The organism is Rhizobium sp. SRI_017 (genome assembly GCF_057586295.1).
In genome coordinates this window covers 55,014-68,234 of record NZ_JBYCZP010000017.1, presented here as the reverse complement: position 1 = coordinate 68,234, position 13,221 = coordinate 55,014, and the positions used below count along the sequence as shown (strand labels likewise).

Sequence of the window (13,221 nt, the reverse complement as noted above, 5' to 3'; positions counted from 1 at the left end):
TCATCTCGCCGGCCTCGACGCTGTTGTGATCAGGTCCATGCCGGCTTCTTGATCGGGGCTACGGCACCTTCGACATTCGTGCCGTTGATGCCGTGGAACGCTCCGCCCTGCCACTGGCCGGCCGTCCAGACCTTGTCGAGGATGTTGTGGTCGAACTTGACGCTGCCGATCACGGTGTCGAATTCGCCGGCCCTGATCACTTCGTTGACCGCGGCGCGGTCCTTGCTGCCCGCTTTGGTTATCGCCTGTTCCAGCACTTCGAGCGAAGCATAGGTGACGGGGTTCGCCCAATAGTCGGAATCCGAGCCGGTCACCTGTTTGTGCTGTTCGCGGAACTTCGCATATTTCGGATCCGCGGTGTTGATGCCACCCATCGCCATGACGCCTTCGGCGGCCGCACCGAAGCGCTGGCCGAACGCGGTCAGCGCACCGCCGACGCTGACAAAGAAGACCTGGGTGTTGAGGCCCTGGATCTGTGCCTGTTCGGTGAGCGCGAACGTATCCGGCGGGTAGGAATAGGCGATGAAGGCATCGGGGTTTGCGGCCTTGGCGCCGGCGATGATCGGCGACAGGTCCTGCGTACCCAGCGGATAGGAGGTCTCGTAGACGACCTCGAAGCCGGCTTCCCGGAGGCCCGGAATGCCCGAGGCGCTCATTTCCTGGCCGAAGGCGTCGCCGACATAGACGACGGCGACCTTGTTGCCGACCTCGCCTTTGTCGCGCATCCCCATCAGCGTTTCGACGATGCCCATCGATAGCGTGACGGACGAACCCAGCATCCAGAACGTGTTCGGCCAGCGCTCGACGAACTTGTCCAGTTCGTTGGCCGAGCCGGTCGCGATGATCTGCGGATAGCCGTATTTGGCGATCAACGGTGCTGTCGCGAGATTGATGCCCGTCGAATAGGGAGCTATCAGGAAATCGACATTGTCGACGGTCGCAAGGCGCTGGATGTTCTTGATCGCCACCTCGGGCGAGGTCTGGTCGTCATATTCGATCAGCTCGAGCTTGAGCTTCTCGCCGCCGACGTCGATGCCGCCCTTTTCATTGACGTTGTACGCCCAGAGCTTCACTGTGGGCCAGTATACGGCTGCCGTTCCACCCGAAAGCGGGCCGGTCTTGGCCGCGCTGACGCCGATCTTGATCGTGCCGGTATCCGCCAGCGCGGCGCCCCGAGTGACGGCCATCGCGGCCGATGTCAGCAGCAAATTCGTGAAGGTTCTTCTGAGCATGTTTTCCTCCCGTGCAAGCTCGTTGTCCCGAAATCCGTCTCAGCGTTGAGCCGGCCTTGCTCCTCCAAGCGCCGAAATCATACTGATAAGAACTAAGATACTATATAGTATCCAATTACGCAATGGTACATAGATCCCCACCGGTACTGTAATGTCCTCTAAAAGGGCGCCAAATGAGATTGGCCTTCAGTGCGTCGACATTCGCTCAAATATTACGAAGAGTCAAGAAATTTTCGAAAATATAGAAATATGCGATAATTTTGATGGTTGTCGCAAACGCGGGGCTGCTCCTGAATTGATTGCGGCGCCAGCAGAAATGCGTGGCGCCGCGAAAAGGGAGTTCTGGATAACGTTCCGACGAACAATCACTGGGTCCGTGTCTTGATCACCTTCTCGAAATAGGGTGCTGGCGCCACCCTGGCGCGAATTTCCCGGACCTGGTGCTTGTCGACAGGGCGCCGGGTGGAGTTGGGCTCGCCCCAGAGCACGGTCACCTCGGTGCCCGGCTCGGCATGTTCGAGATCGACAAGCGACAGCGAGATAACGCGGTCCGCATTGGCGGAGAAGGCCAGCCATTGCGAAATGCCGGCATGCCTTCCGCCCTTGAGGATCGTATCGGACTGGAAGGTCGCATACATCGGATTCGGCAACTTCATGAACATGCCCCCGGTGCCCGGCGATGTCAGCGATGACCCTATGCAGGCGAGCACGTCGTCGCTGTTCCATTCGAGCGTTACCTTTTTGCGCCGGGGATTGGCGACCTTTTCGCGCAGGGCTTCCCGGCCGATGAAGTCGTGGTTGAAGTCGATCAGCGACTTGTAGCCGACTTCCACCGGATCGACGTAGTAGTCGACGATATTGTCTGAGACGAAGCTGCCGCCAAGCGAGCCGACCGATTCCAGGAAATACTGGTTCAGCCATTCGCGATACGGCTTCATGTCGGCGCCATGGTAGATGGCGGGAAGCGGCATCGGCATCCAGCCGGATTCCTGCGCGGTGGTCGAATAGGCGAGCGCTCCGATCTTGCGCATGTCGTATTTCTCGCCAACCTTTTCCAGTTCGGCGCGGATGGCTGCCTGAATGTCCCAGGGACCATAGATTTCGTAACCCGGCTCGCCGGCCATGCCATGACGCAGGGCACGCACCGCATGGCCTGCGATCTTGAACTCGCCGATATCGAAGAATTTGATATCGGGCAGCGTATTGTCGGTGACTTCCTTCATCAGCGGCAAAGCCAGTGGACCCTGGACCTGTACTCGGAAAACGTCGCGCGTTCCGGAGCGGATGGAGAAGTTGTCGTCGCGGGTCGCGGTGACATTCATGCCGCTCGTCTCAGCATTGTACTGCACCCAGTCGCTGGCGAAGGGTGCGCCGACGATGCGGAGGAAATCCTCCGATTCCCGGAAAACGATCGCATCGCCGATCATGTTGCCGTCATGGCCGGCGAGCACCAATTGCTTGCCGCGCAGAACCGGATAGGGATCGAGCTTGTTGGTCGCGAGCGTGGACAGGAGCTTGACGGCGTCGGGGCCGCGCAGATGCAGTTCGGTCATGTGGTAGGAGAGTTCGAGAAGGGCGACGCCGTCTTTCCAGGCGCGCACTTCGTCCCGCCAATTGGTGAATTCCGGGGGTATGACGGGGAATGTGTAGGGGCCGATGTTCGAGCCGCGCAACAGTTTGACCGGGCCGCCGGCCTCCTGGAGAATTGTCTCGAGGCTCCGGACCGGAGCATTGTTGGGAACCGCCATGATTATTCCTCCCTCATGATCGAAATGAAATCCGCGTCGTCGCCAGCGAGGTTCGCTCCCCCTCCTCGGAGAACGGACCGGCGAACGGCGTCGAATTAATATACCATTGAGTATTGGAAAACTTTTTGGTATGTCAACTGAATTTTTCGAACGGCCGGCAGATCGGATCTGTCGGTGCAAAAAGAACAGCAACATAAACGGATGGCCCAGGGTCGTCGGCGAAGCGGATCCGGCCGTTGAGCGGGCTTAAGCCTTGCGGGCTGTCTTTCGCTTGGAGTTGACGGCTTCGGGAGCGGCTGCCGGTGCCGGTTTGCCGTCACCATAGGCAAGCAAGAACGCGATCAGCGTGGTCTTGACCATTTCGCCAACTGTCGGGCCAATCATGAAGCTGGCCGCTGCCTGGTAGGTGAGTTCGCACACAATACCACCAAGCGCTTCGGCCCTTGCCGGTGCAGCGCCGGGTGGAAAGATCCTGAGCAGGATTTCCCCCAGTCCGGCCCATTGCTTGCGGAAGAGCTGGGCGTGGCGCTCGCCGAAGGTGGAATCCCGCTTGGCGCGCCGGAAAAGGTCGAGCGCGAGCATGCCCCAGCTGGAATCGCCCGACCGTGAGTCGGCCCAGTTGGCGATCACGTCGATGATTTCGCGGGGATCATGGACATTCTCGAGCAGTTTGGTGACTTCGCTGACATCCTGCAGCGAGTGCCTTTCGAGCAGTTCGAGAAAGATCTCTTCCTTGCTGGAGAAATTGGAATAAAACGCGCCCTTGCTGAAGCCGGCCTCCTCGGCGATGCGGTCGATCGAGGCGCTTTCATAGCCCTCGCGGGCCATGACGAGATAGGCGGACTCGAGGAGTTTCTCCCGGGTCAGCGCGCGGCTTTCCTCTCGTGTCAGACGCTTGGGACGTCTTCCAAGTTCGGTCACGGCCATGTCAATTCTCCGCTTTCATCACCGGGATTGCGTCGGCAAACATGCCGATCCATACCGCACATCCACAAGCCCGGTCGATATCCGATGTGACGTTGCTTCCGTCGATGCACAGCAATCATCGGCAATGTAAGTCGCCGAGTAAATCAGAAAAATACCATTTGGTATCTTGATACCTTTAGGTGTCAATTTCTGCAAGCGCCTGACGATATTCGCCTCTTATTGTCCCGAATGGCTCACCGCCTCGTCCCTGCCGCGGTCGGTGATCTGGTCCGGAAGTGTGCTTCGCGCAACGTCGGCCAGAAGCTGCCGTGCCCAGCGATGTACGCCCGAACGGTGTGTTCGTTCCGTCCAGTACATGTCGATTTCGATCGGGATGAGGATCGGGAAGCTGCGCACGACAAGCGTGTCCGGATAGACGCTTGCGAGGCGGTTTGGGATGGTGGCGACCAGATCGGTGCTGGCTAGCATGAATTCCAGGCTATCATGGCTCGGCAGCGTCAGCTGCGGCTTGAGGAAGATATCCCGTGCTCTCAAAGCGTCGAAATAGAGCGCCTGCCATTGTCCGTTATAGGTGATGGTGACATGGGCGGCGTTTCGATAGCGGTCCAGCGTCAGGGTCCCGTCAGCAAGCGGATTTTCCGCATCCATCACGCAGGAATAGTGGTCGGTGAACAGCCGACGGCGGAAATAACCCTCGCCGAGTATCCGTACCGGACCGAGCACGATGTCGGCCATGTTCTCCTTCAACTGCTGCTTACCGTTCACCGCCGATTCCAGAATGTTGAGCTGCACATGGGGTGCGGCGCGGCGCAGTGCCTTGAGGAAGTCCGGCACCAGCAGAAAGCGCTCATGGTGATTGCAGGAGAGCGTCACCACGCCTTCTGCCGTGGCCGGAGCGAATTCCACGGGGACGGCGATTGCGAGCATGCGGTTGACGACCTCGCGCGCCTGGGAGACCAGTTCGCGGCATTTTTCCGTTTCCGTGACGCGGTTGCCCTGACGCACGAACAAGGTGTCGCCAAACGCCTTCCTGAGTCGGTCCATGGTGTAGCTGACGGTGGACTGGCTGACGCCGAGCTGCGCCGCCGTTCCCGAAAACGATCCCGTATCATGCACGGTGACGAGCAGTTGCAGGGATCGCAGATCGATCTGGGCCAAATCTTCCGGAATCATCCTCGCCCCTCCCCAAGGTCATCGAATTTATCGATGGGCTACATCGTATCCATCCAATTGTCAGAATGGAAGGTCGCCGATAGGCTTTTGGGCAGATCATTTGCTTGGGAGGGTGAGATGGGAGTGCAGGCCTCAAATACGGAAGTCGCGACGGCCGTGCCGGTCATTTCCGATGTGACCTTCGCCGAGCTGCTCGATGATCCCTATCCCACCTTCAAGCGCGCCCGCGACATGGCTGCGATCGTCCGGATCGAGGCTGCCAATCTCATGGTCGCCACCCGTTACGACGACATCATGGCGATGGAGCGGGACTCCGAGACTTTCTCCTCGGTGAATCCGCAGTCCCTGGTCAACAAGGTCATGGGCCATACGATGATGCGCAAGGACGGCGCGGATCACGCCCGCGAGCGCAAGGCGGTTGAACCGGCGCTGAGACCCGGTGCCGTCAAAGCGTGCTGGGCGCCAAGATTCGAGGCCATCTTCGACGAGGTCATGACCAGCTTCGAGGGGCAGGGCGAGGCCGATCTCTTTTATGCGCTCGCGGCGCCCATGGCGGGCCGGGCGCTGGCCGAAGTTTTGGGCTTTCGCGATGTCGATTGGCAAACGATGGCGTTCTGGTCGCAGTCGCTGATCGACGGCGCCGGCAACTATTCCGGCAATCAAGAAATAGCCCGCAAGGCCGCGGATGCGGCCCTCGGCGTTGAAGCCGCCATCGATCGGGCTTTGTCCAATCATCGGGAGAACCCGAACATGTCGGTTCTTTCCTCGATGATCCACGCGGACGATCCGCACACGATCGAGCAGATCTATGCCAATATCAAAGTCGCGGTCGGTGGCGGACTCAATGAACCCCGAGATTCCATTCTGACGCTCGTTCTCGGTTTGCTCGAGAATTCGGACCAGTTGGAACGGGTCAGGGCCGACCCCAATCTCTGGCCGGTCGCCTTCGAGGAATCTGTCCGCTGGATCTCGCCGATCGGCATGTATCCGCGACGCGTGACGCGCGACGTCGTGTTCTCCGGCGTGCAGCTCAGAGCTGGCGACCAGATTGGTCTCTGTGTGGGAGCGGCCAACCGCGACGGCAGTCGTTTCGAAGACCCCGACCGCTTCGATGTCTTCCGCGAAAAGAAATCGCATCTCGCCTTCGGAGCCGGCCCGCATTTCTGCGCCGGAACCTGGGTCGCCCGCCACATGGTGGGCCGACTCGTCGTGCCGCGACTTTTCGAGCGGCTGAAAAACCTGCGTCTGCGCGATCCGGCCGGCCTGCGCATGCAGGGTTGGGTTTTCCGCGGCCCGACCACGCTGCCCGTCGCCTGGGACGTCTGAAAGGAGACAATCATGCCTGAGATCACCTTCATCCTTCCCGCGGGGAGGGAGCAATGCTGCACGGCCAGGGAAGGCCTGAGCCTGATGGAAGTGGCCATCCAGAATGCCGTGCCCGGCATCATCGCCGAGTGCAACGGTTCAGCCGCCTGTGCGACCTGTCACATTGTCGTCGACGATGCCCTGGCGGGCCTGCTCGATCCGATCGGCGATCACGAGAATGACATGTTGGATTTTACCGCGGCGCCACGCGCACCCGGGAGCCGGCTGAGCTGTCAGGTCAAGGTCGATGGGCGCCTGGACGGCGCGGTCATCCGCATCCCCGCGGACATGTAGCGCCGATGGTCCGGAAGATTGTCATTGTGGCACAGGTCAGGCAGGGTTGGCAGCCGCTACGAAGCTGCGCCAGGAAGGTTTCGAAGGCCTGATTACCGTGCTCGGCGACGAATGCGTGATGCCGTATCAGCGCCCGCCACTCAGCAAGGCTTATCTTCTGGGCGAGCTCGAGGCCGAGCGTCATCATACAGCAGAACATCATCATCCTGAATGACGCACTGGCGTTGGCAATCGACGGGATTGCAAAGCTCGTTGTCACTGCAGATCGAAGTTATGAGTATGACGACCTCGTCCTCGCCACTGGCGGACTGCAGGTCATACTTGTCGAAATTGCGCCACGCATCCTCAGTCGAGTCGCTGCCGAGCCGACTGCATCCCATTTCCGAACAAACTCGATTGACATTCGAAATCTCGGAGACTAGATTGAATGCAGAAACTGGATGGTATTTGAAAACTAAAAGTACTTTAAATGCCAGCAGTGGACCGCTGTCGGGGGACCGCGGAAATGGGAGGGATTCTGATGAAAAACCAGAGGCATAAGGTCCGCTGCAAGGGTTGACCCAGGCGCCCCGCCAATCATGCTGTCGGTGACGAGTGCTCTTGAGCAGTGCTCGTTTAGACCTGTCGATCTCTGAACATCTGGAACATCACTATGGTCGGTTTGGGCAGTTCGCCTGAGGAGGCGCTCATCGCTTCGGCTCTGGTCGCGATGGCGGTAGCCCTGGTCCTGTCGGGTATATTGCACTGGCGAAAGATCGTTTCGCCGACCGACTTTCTGCTGCCCGTTGCCTTTCTGGGTTCCTACTGGCTGACCTACAACAAGGTCCCGACCTTTCCGCCAGTTGGAGCAGTCAACAAGATATTCTACCTGGTCTTGATCGGGATTCTGGTGGGGATGGCGGCCGATCTGCTCAAGCTGCCGAGGCTTGTCCACATGCTGGCGCTTTGCCAGCCCGTGGCGACGGCACTCTATATCGGCGCGCCGCGGCTGTCAGTGGCGCCCTGGGAGGTGATCCTCGCCGCCCTTTTTGGGGCGTCCGCAATCCTTCTACTGATGATGAGCGATCGAGCGGGGGACAGTCGCGAGAGCAGCCTGCGACGCGGTGGCGTGTTGGCGGTCGTGAGCCTGGGGTTTGCCCCGATCGCCCTTCTCGGCGCCTCCTCATCGACTTTCCAGTTCTGCCTGATCTTTGCGGCCACCTGCTTCGGCGCACTTGTCTGGCATCTGCGCAATCCCGCTTTCCGCTTTGGCGAGGCATCGTTTCTCGGCGCTGCGGGTGGCCTGATCGCAACCGCCGATACCGTCGTGCTCATTACCCGCAAGACCGACCTCGTGGCGTTAGCGATACTCGGCCTGAGCCTGGTGTTTCCGCCGTTGCTCGCGCCAGGCCTTTCGAAGGCGCTCGGTATTGCACGGCCATTCACCCATCTCGCCGTCTACATCGCGCTCGCGCTCCTGCCGGCTGGCGCGGCGGTCGCGGTGGCCTCTTTCAACTATGGCGCAAGCTTTCCGGTCTAGCAGAGGAGGAGAATGAAATGAGAAGAAGACTGAACGCAATAATCCTGGCAGCATCATTGCTGGCTGGTGTGATCCAGCTGGCCCATGCAGCCAAATTCGACATCGATATCGTCCATTCGGGCATTGCATTTTACATCGATCACCTTGGCTTCTCGCGAGTGATCGGCACAGCAACGGATTTCTCGGGTTCCTTCGAGTTCGACGCTGCAAAGCCCGAAGCGAGCAGTCTGGACGTCAAGGTCGGCGTTTCCAGCATCAGCACCAACAACAAACAGCGCGACGGTGACATCCAGGGCGCGGACTGGTTCAACGCGACCGAGTTCCCGGAAATCACTTTCGTCGGCAAGGAGTTCCGGAAATCGACCGATACGACCGGCGAAATCGTCGGAGACCTGACGATCGCCGGCGTCACGCTGCCGGCCAAGCTCGACGTGACATTCAACAAGGAAGGGCAAAATCCCTGGGACAAGAGCCACGTCGTGGGCTTCAGTGCCCGCGCCAAGATCAAACGCAGCGACTTCGGCATGAAGGCGGCCTTGGGAATGATCGGCGATGACGTCGAGCTCGTTATTGAAATCGAAGGACGCGAGCATCAAAACTGACCTGGTTTGATCGGGTCATCTTGGACGGCTCCTACGAGGGCCGTCCCAGTCACAAATTGGTTCGAGAGGCGCAGTGCCCGAGGGCTCGCGGGGAATTGGTGAATGGAAGAGATGAAGCATGCCGACATTGGAGACGGAGATCGTAATCGATGTGCCGGCCCAGCTTGTCTGGAGCGTGCTCGACAACATGGAACGATACCGCGAATGGAATGAAATCATATCAGATCCGAAGGGTCGCATGACCGTCGGAGAGCGAGCCTGAAGGCGATACCAGGACCTTGGTAATCTCTGGCCCCCGCTCGACCGCATCGCCAGGGGGCGCCAGCTGAGAGCCCAGCAGGTACAATTCAGAAAGCTCTCCCAAGCTCCCGGTGCATGTTGCGGAAGTCGCCGTTTGGTACGATTCCGCACCCATCGATATTTTTCTCAGAATAATTTGTGCAGCGCAGCATTCATCCCCATGTGTTCTTCATGCTCATATCGGGCAAAGGAGAAGGCATTGTCCCGAACAAAGACCCCGCGCGCATTGGTAGAGGTGACCCGCTTCGGTTCAAATCCCGGCTCCCTCAGGTGCTGGCTTTATCTACCGACCATCTTAGCTCCCAAGGCGCCGTTGGTCGTTGTCCTGCATGGATGCACACAGACAGCTGCTGGTTATGATCATGGCTCGGGTTGGACGCGGCTTGCGGAGGAGAAGGGCTTCGTGGTGCTGCTTCCCGAGCAGCAGCGCGCCAACAACGCCAATCTGTGCTTCAATTGGTTCGAACCGGGCGATACCAGGCGGGACGCCGGAGAAGCCCTGTCCATCCGGGAGATGATCGAACAAGTCGTCCTTTCGCACGGAACAGACCCGACGCGGGTCTTCGTAACCGGGCTGTCGGCGGGCGGAGCCATGGCCAATGTCATGCTGGCAACCTATCCGGAGGTGTTCGCAGGCGGCGCAGTGATCGGCGGGCTTCCCTATGGTGTGGCATCCTCCGTCGGTCAGGCGTTCGAGCGCATGCAGGGTCGCAACGCACCAAGCGTGACACAACTGCGGTCGGCTGTCGCGACTGCGTCGCCGCATGCAGGGCGCAGGCCCAGGATTTCGATCTGGCACGGCACGCATGACCAGACGGTCAAGCCGGTCAACGCCGAGCACATCGCAGCGCAATGGGTTGGCGTTCACGGCCTGCCCGAACAGCCGAGCATGGTCGAAACCGTCAACGGCCATGCGCGAAAGACCTGGCCCGACACGAGCGGCAAAGACGCCGTCGAAGTCTTTCTGGTCAAAGGCATGGCACACGGCGTCCCTCTCTCATCCGGCGCGAAGGCCCCGCTGGGAAATACCGGGCCATTCATGCTCGAGGCCGGGATCTCGTCGACAGCACGCATTGCCCGCAACTGGGGCCTTGCCGACGACAGTGACGTCGCCGAAGCCGAGGGCATAAGTGAGATCCACGCAACGCAGGAATCGACCGCAGCGGGCATAGAGGCGGTCATTGCCAAAGCCATGGGATATGCGAGATCGAAGGTATCGGTGAAAGGCGGGGCCAGCAAAGGCAACGCCAGCCACGGGGTCGAGAAGGTGATCAACGATGCCCTTCGCGCTGCCGGATTGATACGGTAGCTCGCCTCACGCAACAAGGCGCCGACGTTCCAATGGCCGTCGGCGCCAGCTTGGACAAGCAGGTTTCAAGCTTACAAAGGAGCCATCCCGCGGCAGCTCATCGCGCGCGATACCGAGCCTACATCATGCTCTCGTGGGCTTTTTCCATGTTCATCATGCAGTCGTCCTTCTCCTTCTCCTTCATCTTCATGGAATCCTTCGCCGATCAGCCGTAGTGCTCGATCTTCACTTGCTGCTGGGCCGCCATGTGCGCCATATCCTGCGCCTTTGCCATATTCTTGGGATCATCCATCAGGCGCAGATGCGCGATGGTTGCCGGATCGACCTTGCGCCCCAGATGCTCCTGCAGCCAAGCGGCTTCCAGCCTGAGGTCGTAGCGGACATAGCGGAACAGCGGCCCGCCCGGCATGCGCATGCCCTGCATGTCGCCGACCTCGCTGTTGATCTGCCAGGGAGTCGGCGTCGTGCCGAGCGCCTGCATGATGCCGATGGTCTGGGCCTCCGTGTCGCACATCAGACCGGCGAGCGCTTTGAGCGCGAGGCCCGCAGCCGTCATGCCTGCGGCCTCCTTGGCCGGCAGCGTCGGCCGGTAACCGCCGGTACCGACGGAGACGATTGTCAGCTTGTCCGGTCCGAGTTCCCAGTTCAGGCCGTTCTGGGGCAGGGCGGCCAGCATGAAGAGCGGCAGCGACGGATTGTTGTAGGGCGACACGCCGCCATCGACAAACAGTCCGGGAGGGCCGCTGCCCAGGATATCCAACGGCTCCGGATCAAAATAATGCGGCGCCGCCGTCGAGGCGCGGATGAGCTTTGCAACGGGATAATTGCGGTTACCGATATAGCTCTTGTCGTCGGGATCGTTCCAGTAAAGTGCCTTGGGATTGTTGGAAATGATCCAGGAGCTTCCCGTGTCCATGCGCTTGGTTATGACGCAGAACCCGGTCCGCAGCCGATCGGAGTCGAATGTCATGTCGCCGAAGACGCGCGACAATTCTTTCTGCAGCTCCTTGATCGTGAACTTCGCCTGCAGGCCCACAATACGCCAGCGCGATTTGCGAAACACATTGGGCGCCAGCCGGTCGTAGAGATCACTTACCTCGGCGGCGGTCATGCCGATCGACAGGGCGCCGGCGATGATCGCCCCGGTCGACGTGCCGCCGATCAGGTCAAAGTGTTCATGCAACAAAACGCGGCGGCCGGCCTGCTCGGAGAGTTGGTCCTCCATGAGCCGCAGGAATTGCAGCGTGATCGCCCCGCGCACGCCGCCGCCATCGAGTGACAGGATGCGTTTCGGTCCTTCGGAAAACAAATGTGCGTCGCGCTCGGACATGATCTCGATCTCCCTCGCCAGGAGAAATTAGCGATAATCTCCTCGTCTTGGAAAGATGAATCTGCGCGTTTGGCACGTCAAACCAAGAAGAACGGCAAAATGGCCGGCTCGAGGCACGTGGATACTGGCGGAGCGCGAAATAACGACTTTCCAATTTCGGCCCGCCGTGGAAAAATTGGCCTACGGCTGAGTTCTGTGCAGGGTGTCAACGGCTGCTTGCGGGAGAAGTTCTCTGTATTCCAGATTGAAAGCACGGCAGTGGCCACCTCTCCGCCGGATAGGGCGACGGCATGCGGGAGCGGGCGTGTGAACCGCACCGATGCGAAGCTGTCCGCGCGTCATCTCGTCGCCCGCACCCCTTTCGCCGACCAGGCGCTTGCGGCAGGACAGCGACGTGCGCGGCTGTTGTTTTCGCATGCCTCCCCCACTGCGCTGGAAGTCGTCATCCAGTTCCTCCGCGTCTTCTTCTACGAGGGCATGGAACCCGTACGGATAGACATGCTGTGCAACGATCGGCTGTCGGCGATCGAGCGGATCGTGTCGCGGGCGCCCAACCTCCGGCATATGCTGGAGGACGATCCGGGGACCGATCCATGCCCGCTGCGCTGGGCCGGGCGTCTGATCCTCCACGAGGCTCCCGCCATGGCACTCGGCGATCCGTCGCCGCTTGCGGCGGAACTCGCTGCAGCGGGACTGTTTACGGCGATCATCATCGCAAACAGCGACACGCGTGAAAATATTGCGATTGCGCGCGCCATCCGATCCGGAAACGCAGGAAGCCCGGCCTTGGCCGCCCCGATCTATGTCCAAGCGGGAGAGGCCATTGGTGATGTCGCGCCCCTGGTTCGCTATGACGGACTGCGACCGAAACCGCCAGTCGGGCTGCTCTCGACAATCCCCGGCAGCGTTGAGGCAGGCGAGGTCATCGAACCCTTCGGCATGCCGGACGAAATTCATTCTCCCGATTTTCTGATGGGGGCACGTGAGCGCCTGGCGATCAAGCTGCATGAAGCCTATCGGCAGCGGCGCAACGATGCCATGTTGCGGCAGGGCGAAACCGAACGGACCGATCTCCCCACCTGGGGCGCGCTCGACGAGACCTATCGGCAGGCCAATCGGCGTGCTGTCGATCTCATCCCGTCCCTCCGGCTGGCCGCAGGAATTGACGATTGGTGGAATACCGCTGCCGGTCTGCCGCGCGAACTGGTCGCGGACCCCGCCATGCTGGAAAAGCTATCGCGCATGGCGCATCATTCCTGGCGCGCCGACCGAGAGCTCGATGGCTGGAGACCCGCGCTCGTCGGCGATCCCGCCCGGCGCCTACACACCGATCTTGTCGACTATGATTCCCTGACCGAAGAGAAGAAGGAACTGGACCGCGAACAGATCAGGCTGTTCGCCGAATTCCCGCACATGTGAGGT

General features: G+C 60.2%; 13 protein-coding genes. 8 read left to right on the top strand and 5 right to left on the bottom strand.

Annotation, left to right across the window (positions count from 1 at the left end; translation table 11 throughout):
* Positions 1–29: 29 nt before the first annotated feature.
* From AC2YI2_RS28110 to AC2YI2_RS28095, 4 genes are all read right to left on the bottom strand, one after another.
* Entirely contained in the window at positions 30–1,232 is a 1,203-nt protein-coding gene (locus tag AC2YI2_RS28110) for an amino acid ABC transporter substrate-binding protein (RefSeq protein ID WP_487389841.1), read from the bottom strand.
* Positions 1,233–1,597: 365 nt separating this feature from the next.
* Complete coding sequence (locus AC2YI2_RS28105; protein WP_487389840.1) at positions 1,598–2,980, bottom strand: aminomethyl transferase family protein; 1,383 nt, start codon at positions 2,978–2,980, stop codon at positions 1,598–1,600.
* Between the two features lie 246 nt (positions 2,981–3,226).
* On the bottom strand, positions 3,227–3,907 hold the full coding sequence (locus tag AC2YI2_RS28100; protein ID WP_487389839.1) for a TetR/AcrR family transcriptional regulator: 681 nt from the start codon (positions 3,905–3,907) through the stop codon (positions 3,227–3,229).
* A gap of 216 nt (positions 3,908–4,123) precedes the next feature.
* On the bottom strand, positions 4,124–5,080 hold the full coding sequence (locus AC2YI2_RS28095; protein WP_487389838.1) for a LysR family transcriptional regulator: 957 nt from the start codon (positions 5,078–5,080) through the stop codon (positions 4,124–4,126).
* Positions 5,081–5,197: 117 nt separating this feature from the next.
* Here AC2YI2_RS28095 and AC2YI2_RS28090 point away from each other — a divergent pair, with 117 nt between their 5' ends.
* The 7 genes from AC2YI2_RS28090 (at position 5,198) to AC2YI2_RS28060 (ending at position 10,469) form a co-directional block, all read left to right on the top strand.
* Entirely contained in the window at positions 5,198–6,406 is a 1,209-nt protein-coding gene (locus AC2YI2_RS28090; protein ID WP_487389837.1) for a cytochrome P450, read from the top strand.
* A 12-nt stretch (positions 6,407–6,418) separates the two neighbouring features.
* Positions 6,419–6,739, top strand: a complete 321-nt coding sequence (locus tag AC2YI2_RS28085; protein WP_487389836.1) for a 2Fe-2S iron-sulfur cluster-binding protein — start codon at positions 6,419–6,421, stop codon at positions 6,737–6,739.
* A 46-nt stretch (positions 6,740–6,785) separates the two neighbouring features.
* Positions 6,786–6,953: a hypothetical protein gene (locus AC2YI2_RS28080; protein WP_487389835.1), complete on the top strand. Its 168-nt coding sequence runs from the start codon at positions 6,786–6,788 to the stop codon at positions 6,951–6,953.
* A gap of 438 nt (positions 6,954–7,391) precedes the next feature.
* Positions 7,392–8,258, top strand: coding sequence for a hypothetical protein (locus AC2YI2_RS28075; protein ID WP_487389834.1), 867 nt, complete (start codon positions 7,392–7,394; stop codon positions 8,256–8,258).
* 17 nt (positions 8,259–8,275) lie between these two features.
* Positions 8,276–8,860, top strand: a complete 585-nt coding sequence (locus tag AC2YI2_RS28070) for a YceI family protein (RefSeq protein WP_487389833.1) — start codon at positions 8,276–8,278, stop codon at positions 8,858–8,860.
* A 118-nt stretch (positions 8,861–8,978) separates the two neighbouring features.
* Positions 8,979–9,122 carry a hypothetical protein gene (locus AC2YI2_RS28065; RefSeq protein ID WP_487389832.1) on the top strand — a complete coding sequence of 48 codons (144 nt, stop codon included), beginning with the start codon at positions 8,979–8,981 and terminating at the stop codon, positions 9,120–9,122.
* Positions 9,123–9,320: 198 nt separating this feature from the next.
* The gene (locus tag AC2YI2_RS28060; protein ID WP_487389912.1) at positions 9,321–10,469 is read left to right on the top strand and encodes an extracellular catalytic domain type 1 short-chain-length polyhydroxyalkanoate depolymerase; all 1,149 of its coding nucleotides are present in this window, start codon (positions 9,321–9,323) and stop codon (positions 10,467–10,469) included.
* A 205-nt stretch (positions 10,470–10,674) separates the two neighbouring features.
* On the opposite strand, the gene AC2YI2_RS28055 is transcribed toward AC2YI2_RS28060, so the two are convergent.
* Positions 10,675–11,799: a patatin-like phospholipase family protein gene (locus tag AC2YI2_RS28055; protein ID WP_487389831.1), complete on the bottom strand. Its 1,125-nt coding sequence runs from the start codon at positions 11,797–11,799 to the stop codon at positions 10,675–10,677.
* On the opposite strand from AC2YI2_RS28055, the gene AC2YI2_RS28050 reads away from it, so the two are divergent.
* Positions 11,779–13,218 carry a RyR domain-containing protein gene (locus AC2YI2_RS28050; RefSeq protein ID WP_487389830.1) on the top strand — a complete coding sequence of 480 codons (1,440 nt, stop codon included), beginning with the start codon at positions 11,779–11,781 and terminating at the stop codon, positions 13,216–13,218. The genes AC2YI2_RS28055 and AC2YI2_RS28050 overlap by 21 nt on opposite strands.
* Positions 13,219–13,221: the final 3 nt, after the last annotated feature.

What these genes read in the sequence shown, in the direction of transcription:
- AC2YI2_RS28060 (WP_487389912.1), top strand. Translation starts at nt 9,321, where the DNA reads ATGTGTTCTTCATGCTCATATCGGGCAAAGGAGAAGGCATTGTCCCGA.
- AC2YI2_RS28100 (WP_487389839.1), bottom strand. Translation starts at nt 3,907, where the DNA reads ATGGCCGTGACCGAACTTGGAAGACGTCCCAAGCGTCTGACACGAGAG.
- AC2YI2_RS28105 (WP_487389840.1), bottom strand. Translation starts at nt 2,980, where the DNA reads ATGGCGGTTCCCAACAATGCTCCGGTCCGGAGCCTCGAGACAATTCTC.
- AC2YI2_RS28090 (WP_487389837.1), top strand. Translation starts at nt 5,198, where the DNA reads ATGGGAGTGCAGGCCTCAAATACGGAAGTCGCGACGGCCGTGCCGGTC.
- AC2YI2_RS28085 (WP_487389836.1), top strand. Translation starts at nt 6,419, where the DNA reads ATGCCTGAGATCACCTTCATCCTTCCCGCGGGGAGGGAGCAATGCTGC.
- AC2YI2_RS28055 (WP_487389831.1), bottom strand. Translation starts at nt 11,799, where the DNA reads ATGTCCGAGCGCGACGCACATTTGTTTTCCGAAGGACCGAAACGCATC.
- AC2YI2_RS28050 (WP_487389830.1), top strand. Translation starts at nt 11,779, where the DNA reads ATGTGCGTCGCGCTCGGACATGATCTCGATCTCCCTCGCCAGGAGAAA.
- AC2YI2_RS28075 (WP_487389834.1), top strand. Translation starts at nt 7,392, where the DNA reads ATGGTCGGTTTGGGCAGTTCGCCTGAGGAGGCGCTCATCGCTTCGGCT.
- AC2YI2_RS28110 (WP_487389841.1), bottom strand. Translation starts at nt 1,232, where the DNA reads ATGCTCAGAAGAACCTTCACGAATTTGCTGCTGACATCGGCCGCGATG.
- AC2YI2_RS28065 (WP_487389832.1), top strand. Translation starts at nt 8,979, where the DNA reads ATGCCGACATTGGAGACGGAGATCGTAATCGATGTGCCGGCCCAGCTT.
- AC2YI2_RS28095 (WP_487389838.1), bottom strand. Translation starts at nt 5,080, where the DNA reads ATGATTCCGGAAGATTTGGCCCAGATCGATCTGCGATCCCTGCAACTG.
- AC2YI2_RS28070 (WP_487389833.1), top strand. Translation starts at nt 8,276, where the DNA reads ATGAGAAGAAGACTGAACGCAATAATCCTGGCAGCATCATTGCTGGCT.